At 65.6% G+C, this 16,182-nt stretch carries 14 protein-coding genes; 9 read left to right on the top strand and 5 right to left on the bottom strand.

Features of this window, described 5'->3' with window-relative positions:
- The first annotated feature begins 252 nt into the window (after positions 1–252).
- Positions 253–2,199, top strand: a complete 1,947-nt coding sequence (locus PHI64_RS10455) for a S9 family peptidase (protein WP_299882352.1) — start codon at positions 253–255, stop codon at positions 2,197–2,199.
- Between the two features lie 98 nt (positions 2,200–2,297).
- Here PHI64_RS10455 and PHI64_RS10450 read toward each other — a convergent pair whose 3' ends face one another.
- The gene (locus PHI64_RS10450) at positions 2,298–2,987 is read right to left on the bottom strand and encodes an EF-hand domain-containing protein (RefSeq protein WP_299882350.1); all 690 of its coding nucleotides are present in this window, start codon (positions 2,985–2,987) and stop codon (positions 2,298–2,300) included.
- Positions 2,988–3,300: 313 nt separating this feature from the next.
- The gene (locus PHI64_RS10445; protein WP_299882348.1) at positions 3,301–4,815 is read right to left on the bottom strand and encodes an FMN-binding glutamate synthase family protein; all 1,515 of its coding nucleotides are present in this window, start codon (positions 4,813–4,815) and stop codon (positions 3,301–3,303) included.
- Positions 4,816–4,872: 57 nt separating this feature from the next.
- Here PHI64_RS10445 and nadC point away from each other — a divergent pair, with 57 nt between their 5' ends.
- The 3 genes from nadC to PHI64_RS10430 all read left to right on the top strand — a co-directional run bounded on the left by nadC (position 4,873) and on the right by PHI64_RS10430 (position 7,409).
- Positions 4,873–5,721, top strand: a complete 849-nt coding sequence (gene nadC, locus PHI64_RS10440; RefSeq protein WP_299882346.1) for a carboxylating nicotinate-nucleotide diphosphorylase — start codon at positions 4,873–4,875, stop codon at positions 5,719–5,721.
- Between the two features lie 25 nt (positions 5,722–5,746).
- The gene (locus PHI64_RS10435; RefSeq protein WP_299882344.1) at positions 5,747–6,643 is read left to right on the top strand and encodes a hypothetical protein; all 897 of its coding nucleotides are present in this window, start codon (positions 5,747–5,749) and stop codon (positions 6,641–6,643) included.
- 109 nt (positions 6,644–6,752) lie between these two features.
- Entirely contained in the window at positions 6,753–7,409 is a 657-nt protein-coding gene (locus PHI64_RS10430) for a prepilin-type N-terminal cleavage/methylation domain-containing protein (RefSeq protein WP_299882342.1), read from the top strand.
- A gap of 92 nt (positions 7,410–7,501) precedes the next feature.
- On the opposite strand, the gene PHI64_RS10425 is transcribed toward PHI64_RS10430, so the two are convergent.
- Entirely contained in the window at positions 7,502–9,475 is a 1,974-nt protein-coding gene (locus tag PHI64_RS10425) for a monovalent cation:proton antiporter family protein (protein ID WP_299882340.1), read from the bottom strand.
- Between the two features lie 74 nt (positions 9,476–9,549).
- Between PHI64_RS10425 and PHI64_RS10420 the strand changes: the two genes are divergently transcribed.
- The 4 genes from PHI64_RS10420 (at position 9,550) to phaP (ending at position 12,488) form a co-directional block, all read left to right on the top strand.
- Positions 9,550–10,542, top strand: a complete 993-nt coding sequence (locus PHI64_RS10420; RefSeq protein ID WP_299882338.1) for a KpsF/GutQ family sugar-phosphate isomerase — start codon at positions 9,550–9,552, stop codon at positions 10,540–10,542.
- A gap of 9 nt (positions 10,543–10,551) precedes the next feature.
- Positions 10,552–11,136, top strand: coding sequence for an LPS export ABC transporter periplasmic protein LptC (lptC, locus tag PHI64_RS10415; RefSeq protein WP_299882336.1), 585 nt, complete (start codon positions 10,552–10,554; stop codon positions 11,134–11,136).
- On the top strand, positions 11,133–11,678 hold the full coding sequence (lptA, locus tag PHI64_RS10410) for a lipopolysaccharide transport periplasmic protein LptA (protein ID WP_299882334.1): 546 nt from the start codon (positions 11,133–11,135) through the stop codon (positions 11,676–11,678). The genes lptC and lptA overlap by 4 nt, the downstream gene beginning before the upstream one ends.
- A 246-nt stretch (positions 11,679–11,924) precedes the next feature.
- Positions 11,925–12,488 (top strand): phasin family protein, encoded by a 564-nt coding sequence (gene phaP, locus PHI64_RS10405; RefSeq protein ID WP_299882332.1) that lies wholly within the window; start codon positions 11,925–11,927, stop codon positions 12,486–12,488.
- Positions 12,489–12,720: 232 nt separating this feature from the next.
- Here the strand turns inward: phaP and PHI64_RS10400 are convergent, their stop codons facing one another.
- Together PHI64_RS10400 and pgi are read right to left on the bottom strand one after the other, a co-directional pair.
- The gene (locus PHI64_RS10400) at positions 12,721–14,130 is read right to left on the bottom strand and encodes an MBL fold metallo-hydrolase (RefSeq protein ID WP_299882330.1); all 1,410 of its coding nucleotides are present in this window, start codon (positions 14,128–14,130) and stop codon (positions 12,721–12,723) included.
- Between the two features lie 63 nt (positions 14,131–14,193).
- Positions 14,194–15,843, bottom strand: a complete 1,650-nt coding sequence (pgi, locus tag PHI64_RS10395; protein WP_299882328.1) for a glucose-6-phosphate isomerase — start codon at positions 15,841–15,843, stop codon at positions 14,194–14,196.
- A 212-nt stretch (positions 15,844–16,055) separates the two neighbouring features.
- Here pgi and PHI64_RS10390 point away from each other — a divergent pair.
- On the top strand, positions 16,056–16,182 hold a 127-nt coding region (locus PHI64_RS10390), incomplete at its 3' end, for an NTP transferase domain-containing protein (RefSeq protein WP_299882451.1).

Here is a 16,182-nt window from a genome sequence, read left to right as displayed (position 1 = left end):
GACTGAAGTCGCCCCCACAGTCCCTCCAGCTGCCCTCAGCGCGTCCCATAAACCCCTTCAGCTTCAACCATCGGCTGATCCGGCCAAGGGAGGAAAAACCCGCTTCAGCATTGGGTTTGCGTCTGCCTTAGAGAGGACAACCTAGGAAAATAGGATGAATTCGACCCCACGGGGCGGGCCGCAGCTGTCGTTATGACAGCCGCAAACCATGCTACGATTCGGCGCAATCGATAACAATTCTCACTATCAAACATGCGCCACCTCCCGGCCCTGGCTTTTGTCGCCCTGCTGCCTGCCTTCCCTGCTTTCTCAGCCTCTGGCACACCGCCACTGAGCGCAGAGCAGATCGCCCAGCCTCCATTCATCAGCGGGGTCACCCTCGCCCCCGACGGCAAGCATATCGCCGGGCTCATGAACCTGCCCGACGGCACGGTGCTCGTCACCCAGGCCACCGACGGCGGGGCCATACGCAACGTACTTCTCTCCGACAACACAACCGTGGCACTCGGCTGGGCGCGCTGGGTTTCCAACGACCGCCTCATTGCCAGCGTCCACTACCGCAAGCAAAAGGGGCGCACCCAGACCCGCCTGGTGGCCATCAACCTGGACGGCGGCGAACAACGGGATCTGAGCGAGCTGGACGACACCGGATTGCGGGCCAGCCAGCAGATCCAGGACGAGGTGGTCGACCTCCTGCCCGGCGATGGCCGCCACATCCTGCTCGCGCTGGACGCCCCTACCGCCCGCAGCCCCGCCGTTTACAAGCTGGATATCGAGTCCGGCAGCCGACGCATGCTCGAACCACCCCAGCGCCGGGTCGGCCGCTGGATGACCGACGCCCAGCACCGGGTCCGTCTGGGCATCCGCCAGCAGGGCGAGCAGATCGACATCATCACCCGCGATCCGGACGGCCACGCCTGGCGCACCCTGTGGTCCTACCCCTTGTTCTCCGCCGAGAGCGTCACCCCCCTGGGTTTCGATCAAGACCCCTACACGCTCTTCGTCATGGCTCTCCACGAAGGCCGCGACGCCGTATTCAGCGTCAACCTGCGCGACCCGGCCCTGCCACGGGTGCTGCGGCTCGCCCACCCCAAACAAGATCTGGACGGCCGCCTGATCCGCTCGCCGCTGACCGGCGAAGCCGTCGGACTGATCGGTGATGCAGACGACGACGGCCAGACCAGCCGCTTCTGGGACCCGGAGCTGGCCACCCTCGCCACCGAGATCGACAAGGCCCTGCCCGGGCGCTTCAACCGGCTGCTCGAACTCAGTCGCGACGAGATGCGCTACCTGGTGCACTCCAGCGGCAATGGCCAGCCGGGCCAGTACTACCTCGGTGACCGCCAGACCGGGCGCCTGAGCTTGCTGGCCGAGCAATACCCCCACCTCCCGCGGGCGCAACTGGTCGGCAAGGAGGCCGTAAGCATCACCGCCCGGGACGGCCTGCCACTCCACGCCTGGCTCAGCCGTCCCAAGTCAGCCGGCACCGCCCCCGGGCCTCTGGTGCTCCTCCCCCACGGCGGCCCCCACACCCGCGATGGCAACGACTTCGACCCCATGAGCGAATTCCTCGCCAGCCGGGGCTACACGGTGCTGCAGGTCAACTTCCGGGGCTCGTCGGGCTACGGCCACAGCTTCGAGATGGCCGGCCTGCAGCGCTGGGGCCTGGAGATGCAGGACGACCTCACCGACGCCACACAGTGGGCGATCAAGCAGGGCATCGCAGACCCCGGGCGGATCTGCATCGTCGGCGGCAGCTACGGGGGCTATGCCGCCATGATGGGCACCATCCGCACCCCCGACGCCTACCGCTGCGCAGTCAGCGTAAACGGCGTCACCGACCTGGAAGCGCTCATCCACCACCTACGCAGCCGCGGCGGCCGCAGCCTGGCACGCCTGCAGTTCGGCAGCTTCTGGAGCGACAGTGCCAGGCTGCGCGCCACCTCGCCGGTGTTCCACACCGCCGCCATCAAAACGCCGCTCCTCCTCATCCAGGGCGACGCCGACCAGACCGTGCCGGTGGAGCAAGCCCGCAGCATGGTCGAAGCCCTGACCCGGGCCGGCCGCCCGCCTGAATACCTCGAACTCAAGGGCGCCGGCCACAGCCTCGGCCAGCCCACCCACCGCCTCCAGTACCTGAAGGCCCTCGACGGCTTCCTGGAGAAGCACCTGGGCCGTTCAGAAAAGGCCGCCGAATAAGCGTGAACCTGCTGTCCTCGGCCTGAAATTACCTGCCCCCTTGAGGCCCCGCGGCTTTGCCCGGGCGCTCCCACCACCTTCAGACAGGGCAGCCGGGATCAGGCGGTCACGGCGACGCTGGAATTGCGCCTGGATTCGCCGTCGTCACCGTAGGCGCGCATCAGCTCCATCAGGCGCTGGGCCAGCACGGCCTCGGTGTTGCGGGTGCCGGAGGAGGACGATGTGCTCGCGGTAGCGCTGTCGCTGCTGCCGTCATTGGCGGTCTTCAGCTCATAGGCCATGGCCTCCGAAGCACTCACCTTGCCATCACCGTTGGTATCGGCAGCTTCAAAGTTATCTGCCACCTTGGAGATCAGCTCCGAACGTGCGCTGTCTGTCGAGCCGATTTCCTCCAGCTGACTCTTCAGCTCATCCTGGGTAAAACCCGCGTCGTCCCCCCCTGAAGGCGGCGGGGGTGGCGGGGGCATGGCACCCGCCATTCGGCTGCTGAAGGCCTGGCTATCCAGGGCATCGGCGAGTTTCTGCATGCTGCTGGAAAACTCACTCTCCGTCACCTTGCCGTCACTGTCCCCGTCCAGCGCCTTGAACAGGGCGGCGCTATCGCTCTCGGTGCTGGCAGACGATGTGCTGCTGATCTGGCTCAAGGCCGATTGCAGGTCACTGGCCTCGATATAGCCCTGACCCTTGGTGTCGAGCTTGGAAAAGATATTGCTCGCCATCCGGCTCGGGTCGTGGCGCGACACATTCGCCATGGAAGCCACGCTGTTACTGCCGATACTGCTGACCATGATGCGATCCTTTGCAGAACTGACCGGAAAACCCGCCGGTCCATCCGGGGCGGGAGGCAGGCATACCTCCGAGCCTCTCATGTAGCAATTTAGCGGCCGAAAAGCGGCGATCTTGCCGTTAACAAGCGTTAAGACAGGTAAAGTCCAGTTAAGCAGATTCGCCGAAAAGCCCCCCTCCGACCCGGCGCGCCTGCGCCCGGGGGTGCCCGCTCACCGGATCCGGAAAAATCTGCCGCCGGCAAGCGGGCGCCCCGACCGCGCCGCACAAGGGATGGATCAACGGCCGGGCGTGCAAACGGCAGGAAATGCCGTCTCAGACCAGCCCGCCATGCCGGCCATGGGCGCCATCAAAGGGTTCCGGATAGGGATAGAGCATGTTGAAGGCCTCGCTGCGCCCTTCCGACTGCACCAGACGCACATGCTCCCGCCGGAACTCCCGGGCATGCTGGAGCCCGCAGGCATGGGCGATCATATCGACCTCCTTGTTGAGGTTACGGGCATAGTTGGCCACCCGCAGGTACTTCTCCTCCACCACCAGGCCACGCTGCAGTTTTGGATTGTGGGTGGTGATACCGGTCGGACAGGTGTTCTGATGGCAGCGCATGGCCTGCACGCATCCCAGGGAGAACATGAACCCCCGCGCCGTATTCACAAAATCCGCCCCGCAGGCCAGGGCCCAGGCCACCCGGGCCGAGGTCACCAGCTTGCCGGCAGCAATCACCCGGATGCGCTCCCGCAGACCGAACTCAATCAGCGTGTCCACAACCCGCGGCAGGGCCTCATCAATGGACAGGGCCATGTGATCGGCCAAGGCCTGGGGCGCCGCACCGGAGCCGCCCTCGCCCCCGTCCACGGTGATGAAATCCGGGGCCGAATCGGGCCCCCGGCGCAGGATCGCCTCACACAACTCATGCAGGAAACGCCGCCCGCCGATGGCCGTCTTGATGCCCACCGGCCTGCCCGTCACCCTGCGCACCCGCACGATCATGTCGAGCAACTCATTGACGTTGCCAATGTCCCGGTGGCGGTTCGGGCTGATGGAATCGACCCCCACGGGAATGCCGCGGATCGCCGCGATCTCCGGCGTCACCTTGCTGGCCGGCAACACCCCACCCTTGCCCGGCTTGGCCCCCTGGGACAGCTTGATCTCAAAGGCCTTCACCGCCGCATGGCCCGCCAGCTCCCGCAGGCGCTCGTCCGACAGCTGCCCCTGGGCGTCGCGCACACCGTACTTGGCAGTGCCGATCTGCAGAATGATGTCGGCGCCGCCCTCCAGGTGAGCCGGCGCCAGCCCGCCCTCGCCAGTGCTCATCCAGCAGCCCGCCTCGGCCGCTCCCTTTGACAGCGCCAGCACCGCCGGGCCCGACAGGGCGCCGTAGCTCATGCCACTGATGTTGATGATGGAGCGGGCCACAAAAGGCTGCTCCGCATGACCGTCGCCAATCGCCAGGGGCGGTGTGGGGGCCTGGTCCTCTTCCAGCACCGGAAAGCCGGCATTCACAAAGATCAGCGCCCCCGGGTGATGCAGGTCGTAGGTGGAGCCAAACCCCACCACCCCGCCCTCATTCTTCGCCAGCCGATACACCCAGCCACGGGTGGCCCGGTTGAAGGGCATCTCCTCCCGGTCATTGAGAAAGAAGTACTGCCGGAAGTACTCGCCCATCTGCTCGAAAAAGTAGCGCAGATGGCCAACCAGCGGGTAATTGCGCAGAATGGCGTGCTTCTTCTGGGTGATGTCCTGGACATACCAATAGACCGTGCCGCCCACCAGCAGCACCACGATCAGCACCCCCAGGCTCACCTCCAGCACGCCCATCATCGTGGTCATGACGCTTTCCCCCCCGGTGTTAGAATTCAAGGCCGGTAACATCTTAGGTGACTCCCGATGGAATTTGCAGAACAGCTTCGCGTTGAAGTCCAGCGCTCCGTGGCCGCCTCCCTGGCCGAAGACATCGGCACCGGCGACCTCACCGCCCGCCTCGTGCCCGCCAGCCGCAATGCCCGTGGCCGCGTCATCACCCGCGAAGACGCCGTACTGTGCGGCACCGCTTGGTTCGACGCGGCCTTTGCCGCGCTGGAGCCCGACGCCTCCGTAATCTGGCACGCCCGCGACGGCGAGCGCATCAAGCCCGGCCAGCTGCTCTGTGAGGTTGACGCCTCCGCCCGCGCCCTGCTTACCGCCGAACGCACCGCCCTCAACTTCGTGCAGCTGCTCTCCGGCACCGCCACCCTCACCGCCACCTTCGTGCAAGCCGTGGCCGGCACCAAGGCCAAGATCGTCGACACCCGCAAGACCCTCCCCGGCCTGCGCCTGGCCCAAAAATACGCGGTCAAGGTCGGCGGCGGCACCAACCACCGTATCGGCCTCTACGACGGAATCCTGATCAAGGAAAACCACATCATCGCCGCCGGCAGCATCAAGGCCGTGATCGAGCAGGCCAAATCCTTCGCCCCGTCCAACGTGTTCATCGAAGTCGAGGTCGAGAACCTCGAACAGCTTGAGGAAGCCCTGACCGCTGGCGCCAAGATGATCCTCCTCGACAACATGGATCTCGCCCAGATGCGCGATGCAGTGGCCATCAACAAGGGGCGCGCCGAGCTCGAAGCCTCCGGCGGTGTCAATCTCGAACGGGTGCGCGCCATCGCCGAAACCGGCGTTGATCGCATCTCCATCGGCAGCCTCACCAAGGACGTCCGCGCCATCGACCTGTCCCTGCGCCACGTCGAAGAATAAAGCCTGCTGCACGCCCCTCCCGACCATGCACATCGACTTCGACGGCCCCATCTCCACCGCCAACGCCCACACCCTCCGGCAGGTGCTCGAAGCCCTGCTCGAACGCATCCAGGCCCGCGACGAAGACCTGGACCTCGCCGCCCTGTCGCGCATCCTCGTGGTTGACGACCTGGCCGCCACCGAGCAAAGGTTCGGTGTCACCCCGGCGGGTGCCGATCACCTGTCGCGCATCGTCTCCGACGAGGGCGGGCTGGCCCTGCTCTTCGACGGCAGCAAGTTGTGGCAGATCCTCTCCGGCGACGGCGCCGAAATCGCCCGCCTGATCCACCACCTGCACAAGGAATGCTGGCGTCTGCACGACTCCCGGGCCCCGGTGCCCGAAAGCAACGACGCGCCCCTGGCCCGCGCCCTGGCCCCCATCCTGGCGGCCATGTGGCAGGAATACCACATCAACCGGCGCAGCGCCTGGTCGGTGCCGGCCGATTCCGACCTCCTCCTCAACCACCTGGCGGCCCTCATCCAGGCCCTGCCCGACGGCATGCAGGAAGAAATCACCCTGTATTACGCCGCGCAAGACCTGGACGACCTGTTTGCCAAGAGCCTCGGCCGCATCGCCCACCTGATGCAGGCCGTCGCCCACGTTCAAGGCTACCTGGACGGCCTCGGCCAGCCCCTCAAGGCCGTCAGCGCCGAAATGCACGAACTCGTCGCCGGCTCCTTCCTGTCGCCCATCTGGCTCACCACCGCCCAGCACCTGACCGCCGGCCATGCCATCGGCCCGGGCGAACTGGCCGACATCCCCCTGCGCCGCGACGTGCAGGCGGCCTTTGCCACCTTCGGCCTGCAGATCCGCGAAAGCGAGGACGGCAGCGACGTGTGGCTCGACGTCCAGACTCCCGAGCGCCCCGACACCCTGCACTGAAGCCCCCGCCCCGCCCCCGCTCACCGGGTGGCCAGGCGGGTTTTTTTACGCGCCACGAAATGTCATATGCATTAACATCCACTCCACACATATTCCATTGGGGTCAAAAATGCAGACACGGCAGCGCGGCTTCACCCTGGTCGAAATCGCAGTCGTCCTGGTCATCATAGGGCTGCTCCTCGGCGGCGTACTGAAAGGCCAGGAGCTCATCAACAGCGCCAAGGTAAAGAGCGTGGTCAGCGACTTCCGCGCCACCTCCACCTACGTCTTCAGCTACCAGGACCGCTTCCGCGCCATGCCCGGTGACGACCCGGGCGTCGCCAACCGCCTCACCGGCGCCCTCCGCGCCAGCACGGGGGGCAGCGTGGGCAACGGGCGCATCGAAGGCAACTGGAACTCCACCACACCCACCGACGAATCCGTTCTGTTCTGGCAGCACGTGCGCCTGGCCAATCTCGCCACGGGCGATGGGCGCAGCCCCATCACAGAAGGCGTCACCCTCCAGGACTGGCTTCCCCGCAACGCCGTCGGCGGCCGCATCGGCATCACCGGCACCCCGCCCATCACCGCCTGGGCCGGCACCTTCTTCATCTGTCAGGACAACCTCGCCGGCAACTTCGCCCGCCAGATCGACATCGCCATGGACGACGGTCTCCCCGCCAGCGGCTCCGTCCGCCTGCTCCCCGGCGGTGCCCCCAACGGCACCGCCATCAACCCGGCCGACCTGGTGGATAGCGGCATCTATACCGTGTGCGCAGCGTTCTGACGCAGGTGCGCCAGTAGGGGCGACTGAAGTCGCCCACAAGTCGCCCCTAACTAAAGTAAGTCGCTCCTACACATCGCCCCAACGGATCGCCCTTACAGGCCTTTGAACAAACGGGTTTCGGCGGAGGCGAGCTGGGTGGGGGTGCCGAGGAGAACGAGCACGTCGTCCAGCTCGATGCGGGTTTCCGGGATGGGGTCTACGACGCGGATGCGCTGGCGGCGGACGGCACTGACTTCGACACCGGTCTCGCGCAGGCGCAGTTCTTCAAGGCTATGGCCGATGGCATGGGCGCCGACGGCCATCACCACGGAATGCAGGCGGGCCTGCTGACGCTCTTCAATCACCTCTTCGTGCAGGTGCTCGCCACCCCGGTACAGCCCCCGCAGCAAGTGATAGCGCTCAGCGCGCACTTCTCGGATGCGCTTGAGGATGCGCGGCATGGGCACCCCCAGCAGTGCCAGGGCGTGGGACGCGAGCATCAGCGACGACTCCACCGCCTCGGGCACCACCTCGGCGGCGCCGGCCTGGCGCAGCTTGTCCAGGTCCACCTCATCGGCCGTGCGCACCACCACCGGCACGTCCGGCCGGCAGGCGCGGATCTGACTCATGGCGCGCAGGGCGGCATCGGTGTCGGCATAGGTCACCACCACCACCGACGCCCGGTTGATACCTGCCGCCATCAGGGTTTCACGCTTGGCAGCATCACCAAACACCACCGTCTCGCCAGCCGCCGCAGCCTCACGCACCCGCTCCGGGTCCAGATCGAGGGCGATATAGGTGATGCCCTCCTGCTCCAGCATCCGGCCCAGGTACTGCCCGTTACGGCCGAAGCCGCACAGGATGGCGTGCTTGTCCACGAACATGGACTGGGTGGCGATGTTGGTGAGCTGCAGGGATCGGCTCATCCACTCGGACGGCACCAGGCGCAGCACCAGCTTTTCACTGTACTGCACGACCAGCGGCGCCAGCAGCATGGACAGCACCAGGGCCGCCACCACCACCTGTGACAGAGCCGGCGGCAGCAGACTGGCCGCGTCGATCTGGCTCAGCAACACAAAACCGAACTCCCCCCCCGCGCACAGCCACAGGCCGGTCCGCGCCGCCGTGCCCTGGGGGCTGCCCATCAGGCGCGACGCCGCCCCCACCAGCAGGAACTTGCCTACCAGCAAGGCCCCCAGCATGGCCATCACGGCGGGCAGGCTGACAATGATCTGCCCCACGTCCAGGAACATCCCCACCGTCACGAAAAACAACCCCAGCAGCACATCGCGGAAAGGTTTGATGTCCTCCTCCACGTGATAGCGGTACTCGGTTTCGGAGATCAGCATGCCGGCCAGGAAAGCCCCCAGCGCCATCGACAGGCCGGCAATCTCCGTCAGCCATGCCAGGCCCAGGGTGATGAAGAGCACGTTGAGCATGAAAAACTCGGCCGAGCGCTGGCGCGCCACCTGAAAGAACCAGCGGCGCATGATCTTCTGGCCCAGAAAGAGCACCAGGCCCAGCATCACCACCGCCTTCACGGTGGCCAGGGCCAGGGTGGTGAGCATTTCGTCGGCGGGCTTGGACAGGGCCGGGATGAGGATCAGCAAGGGCACCACCGCCAGATCCTGGAACAACAGCACGCCGATGGTCTCGCGGCCGTGCTTTGAATCCAGCTCCAGGCGGTCGGACAGCAGCTTGGAGAGAATGGCCGTGGACGACATGGCCAGCGTGCCCCCCAGCGCAAAGCTCGGCCCCCAGCCCAGGCCGGCCACACCGCCGACCAGAGTGACGAACAGCACGCAACCCAGCACCTGCATCGCCCCCAGCCCGAAGACGATGCGCTTCATGCTGTAGAGCCGCGGCAGAGAAAACTCCAGCCCGATGGTGAACATCAGGAAGACCACCCCGAACTCCGCCAGGTAACGGGCGCCGCCCGTGTCGGGCATGAGATTCATCGCGTGAGGGCCGACGGCAGCCCCCACCATCAGGTAGCCCAGGACCGGCGGAAGATTGAGAGAGCGGAAGATCCCCACCACCAGCACAGCGCCGGCAAGGAGAACAAGAACGAGCTCGAAGGTATGCATGGGAAGCAGGCCCGCCGGACGGGCCGAATAGTCGTTCTGATATACTCCGGTGCCCGATTATACCCACGTTGCCCATGAGCTCAGCCCCGATTGCCGCTGCCCATGCCCGCGTTATCGCCCTCGCCCGCCGCGTCCTGGCGATCGAAGCCGAAGCCGTGCAGACGCTCGCCAGCCAGCTCGACGAAACCTTCACCCGGGCCGTGGACCTGATCCTTGCCTCACGGGGCCGGGTCATCGTCTCCGGCATCGGCAAGACCGGGCACATCGGGCGCAAGTTTGCCGCCACCCTGGCCAGCACCGGCACCCCGGCCTACTTCGTGCACGCCGCCGAAGCCGCCCACGGTGATCTGGGCATGATCACCGCCAACGACGTGCTGGTGGCCATCTCCTACTCCGGCAGCAGCGAAGAACTCCTCAAGATCGTGCCCCTGGTCAAGCGCCAGGGCGCCCGGCTCATCGCCCTCACCGGCAACCCCGACTCGCCCCTGGCCCGCGAGGCCGACGTACACCTCAACGGCGCCGTGCGCGAAGAGGCCTGCCCCCTCAACCTCGCCCCCACCGCCAGCACCACCGCAGCCCTCGCCCTCACCGACGCCCTCGCCGTGGCCCTGCTCGACGCCCGCGGCTTCGGCCCCGACGACTTCGCCCGCTCCCACCCCGGCGGCGCCCTCGGCCGGCGTCTGCTCACCCATGTGGCCGACGTGATGCGCAGCGGCGCCGCCATCCCCCGGGTCGGCGAGGACGCCCTGCTCGGCGACGCCCTCATGGAGATGACCCGCGCCGGCATGGGCATGACCGCCATCGTCGGCAGCGACGAGCGCATCATCGGCATCTACACCGACGGCGACCTGCGCCGCTCCCTCGCCAGCGGCTGCAACTTCTCCACCGCCCGGGTGGCCGACGTAATGAAGCGCGGCCCGCGCACCATCCAGGCCGGCGCCCTGGCCGTCGAAGCCGCCGAAATGATGGAGCGCCTGCGCATCAGCCAGTTGCTGGTGGCCGACGCCGAGGGCCGCCTGGTCGGCGCCCTCAACCACCACGACCTGATGCTCGCCAAAGTCATCTGACGGAGCCCCATGAACAGTCGCGGCCACAGCCTCTTCCCCATCATCGTGCTGCTCCTGCTGGCCGGGGTCAGCGTATGGCTCGACCGGGTGACCCAGCAGGAAGAAACCATCAAAACGGACAAATCGCAGCACGAGCCCGACTTCACTGCCGACAAGCTCACCCTGCGTCGCTTCGACCTCACAGGCAAGACCCAATACATTCTGGTGGCCGACCGCATGGTGCACTTCGGCGACGACGAAAGCACCGAACTCACCCGCCCGCGCCTCGACTACCTCAACCGGCCCGAGCCCGTGCGCATGGAGTCCGACTTTGCCACCGTGAGCAAGGACGGCGAGACCGTCGTGCTCAACGACAACGTCTACCTGCGCCGCGCCGCCCAACCGGGCAAGCCCGAATCCACCCTCCGCACCGAACGCATGACCGTCTGGCCGGACGACGAAAAAATGCGCAGCGACACCCCCGTCACCCTCACCCAGGGCAAGACGGTGGTCACCGCCGAGCGCATGGAAAGCGACAACATCGTCGGCAACATCCGCCTGCAGGGCCAGGTGCGCGGCACCCTCTACCGAAATACCCCGACGCCGAAACCATGAAAACCGCACTCCGGCAGTTCACCCTCCTCGCCCTCCTGGCCCTGGCCGTCCCCGTCGCCCACGCCGAAAGAGCCGACCGCAGCAAGCCGGTCAACATTGCCGCCGACCGCGTCACCGTAGACGACAAAAACAAGATCCACATCTTCGAAGGCAAGGTCGTCCTCACCCAGGGCACCCTTACCATCCGCAGTGACAAGCTCGTCGTCAGCCAGGACGTGGAAGGCTACCAGCGCGGCGTGGCCACCGGTGGAGAGGGCGGGCTGGCCCACTTCCGCCAGAAGCGAGAAGGCAGGAACGAATGGGTCGAAGGCGAAGGCGAGCGCATCGAGCATGACGCCAAAAGCGAGCTCTCCCAGTTCTTCCAGCGCGCCAAGGTGCGCAGCGGCACCGACGAAGTACGCGGCCAGTACATTCAATTCAACGGCCTGACCGAAACCTACGTGGTCACCAACGGCCCCAACGCCACCACCGTACCCAGCCAGCAAGGCCGCGTCCAGGTCACCATCCAGCCCAAGAAAAAGGACGGCGACGGCGCCAACTGACCCCCTGTCGGCCGGAGAACCGCGCCAGGCCTTGATCTCCGCCAGATGCCCCACTCGCCGCCCAATGCACAAAAAAACCTTTAGTTTTCAACGAGGTTACAAAACGAAAGGTTTTTTGTGCGGCGCAGCAAAAAACTATTGACAGCACTCTTTGTGTGCATATAATGGACTACATGTTGCAGCGCACCAATCAGGGGCATTGCAAAACCCAGACAGTAATTTGTCCATTCACTCAAGGAGATTGTCATGACCACCACCCCCGAGCAAATCGTCGCTGCCAACAAGGCCAACGTTGAAACCCTGCTGACCCTGGCCAACACCGCCTTCGCCAGCGCCGAGCGCATCGCCGCCCTGAACCTGAACACCGCTCGCGCCGTTCTGGAAGACAGCGTTGCCTCCACCAAGGCCCTGCTGGGCGCCAAGGACGTGCAAGAGCTGCTGGCTCTGCAAACCTCCCTGGCTCAGCCCCTGGTCGAGAAGGCTGTTGCCTACTCCCGCAGCATCTACGAAATCGCCTCCCAGACCCAAGAAGAAGTGAGCAAGCTGGTTGAAGCCCAAGTGGCCGAAGCCAACAAGTCCTTCGCCGCCGCTCTGGACAAGGCTGCCAAGTCCGCTCCCGCCGGTTCCGACGTTGCCGTGGCCGCTGTCAAGTCCGCCATCGCCGCCGCCAACTCCGCCTACGACAGCGTGACCAAGGCTGCCAAGCAAGTCGCCGAAATCGCCGAAGCCAACGTTGCCGCTGCCACCAGCGCCACCGTCAAGGCCGTCAGCACCACCGCTCCCGCCAAGTCCTCCAAGAAGGTTGCCTAATCAGGCAAACCCTCACGGAAAGGTGACGCCCCGGCGTCGCCCGACTGGCCGGTAAAAAACCCCGCCTTGCGCAAGCATGGCGGGGTTTTTTGCGTGGGGTGCAAGCTTCGTGGGGTCGAATTTATTCGACCTCGGACTTGTGATCACCGGCATGTCGATGGTTTGGCGTGTCGAGGTCGAATAAATTCGACCCCACGGGGAAGAATTGCATGGGGAGAGGCTGCGCAATGATTCACCCATTCATCACCTTCACCCTGCCCCCTGTCGCATCCTGCAGCCGGCTTGCCAGGGCGTGGCGGGCTTCGGGGTCGCCGTGGATGAGGCGGACTTCGGTGGGGAGATGGCGCATGCGGGTGACGAATCGGACGAGGTCGTTCTGGTCGGCGTGGGCGGAGTAGCCGGGCAGGCTGTGGATGCCGGCGCGGATCTCGATGCGTTCGCCGTCGATATCCACATAGCCGCCCCGCGGGCCGAAGGTCTGGATGGCGCTGCCGGGGGTGCCACGGGCCTGGTAGCCGACGAACAGCACATCGTGGCGCGGATCATGGAGCATGGCCTTGAGATAGTTCATCACCCGGCCACCGGCGCACATGCCGCTGGCGGCGATCACGATGGCCGGCTCGCCATTGCGGGCCAGACGACGCACGTTGGCCTCGTGGTCGGCGTGCTCATCAATGGCCACCAGTTGCTCGAACTCCAGCGGCTTGCGCCCCGCCCTCACCCGGGCCTGGGCCTCGGCGTCCCAGTAGGGCTGCAGCTCCCGGTAGATGCGGGTGAAGCGCCCGGCGAGGGGCGAATCCAGGTAGATCGGCAGCTTGGCCCAGCGTTCGGCAAAACGCCCCGGCTTCTGGCGCTGGCGATACAGGATGTCCTCAAACTCATACAACAGCTCTTGCGTGCGGCCGATGCTGAAGGCCGGGATGATCACCGTGCCGCCGTTGCCCAGGGCCTTCTCGACCACCGCCTGCAGGCGGGCGCGCCGGGCGCTGCGCTTTTCGTGCACCTGATCGCCGTAAGTGCTTTCCAGCACCACCACATCAGCCGTCCAGGGTGGCCTGGGCGCCGCCAGCAAGGGCGCGTAGGGGGCGCCCAGGTCGCCGGAGAACAGCACCCGCAGGCGCTCGCCGCCCGGCCGGGTCAACTCGCACTCCACATAGGCCGAGCCCAGGATGTGCCCCGCACGCTGCAGGCGGATGCGGCAACTCCCCTTGGGCCCCGAGAACACCGGATACCAGGTGCGCCACGGAATCGGCCGGATACGTGCCTCAACCATCTTGAGGTAGCGCTCCAGCAGCCGCGTGTCCCGCGTCACCCCCACCGCAAAGGCATCGGCCAGCACCACCGGCAGCAGCCTGGCGGAGGGTTCGCTGCACAGGATCGGCCCCTTGAAGCCCGCCGCCAGCAACCAGGGGATGCGCCCCACGTGGTCGATGTGCACATGGGTGGCCACCAGCGCCTGCACCCGCTCCACCGGAAACGGAATCTCCAGCCTGTCCGCCCCCGACACCCCGTCCGGCGCCGTCTCGGCCCCCTGAAACAGGCCACAGTCGATCAGCAGGCTATTGAGTTCATCAATGAACAACTGGTGACACGACCCCGTCACCCCCTGAAACGCGCCATGATGGATGATGTTTGCATTCATGGCGGGGGATTGTAGTTGCCAATGGCATTGCTGGTCGAATGAATTCGACCTTGGGGGCGTGCCTCAAAAATCGCCGTGTTCGCGGCACCAGGCGATGAGCTCGCGGGTGGACTGATCGAGGCCAACGGTGTCGCCCACACCCTGCAGGGCCGGCAGAAGGCGCCCGGCGAGTTGCTTGCCCAGCTCCACCCCCCACTGGTCGAACGAGTTGATACCCCACACCACGCCCTGCACAAACACCTTGTGCTCGTACAGCGCCATCAGCATGCCCAGGTGGAAAGGGTCCAGCCGGGGCAGAATGATGGTGGTGGAGGGCTGGTTGCCGGCAAAGACCTTGTGGGGCAGCAGGGATGCCACCTGGTCGGCGGGCACACCCGCGGCTTCGAGTTCGGAGCGGGCTTCGGCTTCGGTCTTGCCAAAGGCCAGGGCCGCGCTCTGCGCCAGAAAGTTGGCCATCAGGGGCGCCTGATGGCCCGGCAGCGGAAAGTCGCTCTGGGCGCTGGCGATGAAGTCGCAGGGCACCAGCCAACCGCCCTGGTGGAGCAGCTGGAAGAAAGCATGCTGGCCATTGGAGCCAATCTCGCCCCACACGATGGGGTTGGCCTGGCAACTCAAGGGCTGGCCGTCGCGCCCCACCGTCTTGCCGTTGGACTCCATCTCCAACTGCTGCAGGAAGGAAGGCAGAAAGCGCAGCGACTCGTTGTAGGGCAGCACAGCGCTGGTGGAGGCCCCCAAAAAATTGGTGTTCCACACCCCCACCAGCGCCATCAGCACCGGCAGGTTGCGCTCAAACGGCGCCTCGCGAAAATGGTTGTCGATGGTCTGGGCGCCCGAGAGCAGGCGCTCGAAGCCGTTCATGCCAATGGCCAGGGCAATCGACAGCCCCACCGCCGACCACAACGAATACCGCCCCCCCACCCAGTCCCACATCCGGAACACATTGGCCTCGGGCAGGCCGAAGGCCGCCGCCTTATCCACCGCCGAGCTCACCGCCACAAAATGCAGGGGCAGCGCCCGGGCCCAGTCTTCGCCCGCCGCTGCGCACAACCACTCCCGCGCCGTGTAGGCGTTGAGCATGGTCTCCTGGGTGGTGAAGGTTTTGCTGGCCACCACAAACAGCGTGCTGCGCGGGTCGAGGGAGTCCAGCAGCTTGGCCAGATGGGCGCTGTCGATGTTGGACACAAAATGCATCCGCAGCCCCGGATGCTGATACGCCGATAGGCTGCGCACCACCGTCTTGGGCCCCAGGTCCGACCCGCCAATGCCGACGTTCACCACATCGCGGATCGCCTCACCCGAAAACCCCCGCCACAACCCGCCGCGCACCTTCTCCGAAAACTGCCGCATCTGCGCGCGCACCGCCCGCACCTCGGGCATCACGTCATTCTCGGCCGACGGAAACGCCCCCAGCTTGAGATGCCGCAGGGCCGGGTGCAGCACCGCCCGCTTCTCGCTGAAATTGATCTTGTCGCCCGAAAACAGCCTGTCCCGCCACTCCGCCAGCCGCGCCGTCTCGGCCAGATCAATAAGCAGGCGCAGCGCCTCCTCATCCAGCCGCTGCTTGGAGAAATCCACCAACAGCCCGTCCAGCTCAACCAAAAAGCGTTTGAAACGATCAGGGTCGGCCGCAAAAAGGTCGCGCAGATGCAGACCGGAGATCTGATCACGATGGGCCAGCAAGGCCTTCCAGGCCGGTGTATTGATATTGGGCATTGAATTCAGGTATCCAGGAACAGCACAGGTGCAGGTCGCGATTCTATCAACAGTCAATAAGCCAAAGGGGCGACCCCGCTCAGCACCGGACCTGGGCGTGACGTACTTCCTTCTAACCACTCTTTTACACAAAGCGCGTGCTGCTTCGCAGCAGAAATTAACATCCGCCTGATAAAATCTGCCGCGCATATAAATCAAGCATAAGGCCTCCCATGGAAGTGATCGTACTGGCCGCCGGCCAAGGTAAGCGCATGCGTTCGGTGTTGCCCAAGGTTTTGCAGCCGCTGGCTGCCAAGCCGATGCTGGCACACGTTCTGGATACCGCCCGCACCCTTGAAG

The organism is Zoogloea sp. (assembly GCF_028689785.1).
In the GTDB taxonomy this organism is placed as follows: domain Bacteria; phylum Pseudomonadota; class Gammaproteobacteria; order Burkholderiales; family Rhodocyclaceae; genus Zoogloea.
Note: the sequence above shows the minus strand (reverse complement) of the source record. Positions and strands in the feature narration are given on the sequence as shown.

Coding starts and splice junctions, on each gene's coding strand:
- PHI64_RS10455 (WP_299882352.1), top strand. CDS start 253: ATGCGCCACCTCCCGGCCCTGGCTTTTGTCGCCCTGCTGCCTGCCTTC.
- PHI64_RS10450 (WP_299882350.1), bottom strand. CDS start 2,987: ATGGTCAGCAGTATCGGCAGTAACAGCGTGGCTTCCATGGCGAATGTG.
- PHI64_RS10445 (WP_299882348.1), bottom strand. CDS start 4,815: ATGACCACGATGATGGGCGTGCTGGAGGTGAGCCTGGGGGTGCTGATC.
- nadC (WP_299882346.1), top strand. CDS start 4,873: ATGGAATTTGCAGAACAGCTTCGCGTTGAAGTCCAGCGCTCCGTGGCC.
- PHI64_RS10435 (WP_299882344.1), top strand. CDS start 5,747: ATGCACATCGACTTCGACGGCCCCATCTCCACCGCCAACGCCCACACC.
- PHI64_RS10430 (WP_299882342.1), top strand. CDS start 6,753: ATGCAGACACGGCAGCGCGGCTTCACCCTGGTCGAAATCGCAGTCGTC.
- PHI64_RS10425 (WP_299882340.1), bottom strand. CDS start 9,475: ATGCATACCTTCGAGCTCGTTCTTGTTCTCCTTGCCGGCGCTGTGCTG.
- PHI64_RS10420 (WP_299882338.1), top strand. CDS start 9,550: ATGAGCTCAGCCCCGATTGCCGCTGCCCATGCCCGCGTTATCGCCCTC.
- lptC (WP_299882336.1), top strand. CDS start 10,552: ATGAACAGTCGCGGCCACAGCCTCTTCCCCATCATCGTGCTGCTCCTG.
- lptA (WP_299882334.1), top strand. CDS start 11,133: ATGAAAACCGCACTCCGGCAGTTCACCCTCCTCGCCCTCCTGGCCCTG.
- phaP (WP_299882332.1), top strand. CDS start 11,925: ATGACCACCACCCCCGAGCAAATCGTCGCTGCCAACAAGGCCAACGTT.
- PHI64_RS10400 (WP_299882330.1), bottom strand. CDS start 14,130: ATGAATGCAAACATCATCCATCATGGCGCGTTTCAGGGGGTGACGGGG.
- pgi (WP_299882328.1), bottom strand. CDS start 15,843: ATGCCCAATATCAATACACCGGCCTGGAAGGCCTTGCTGGCCCATCGT.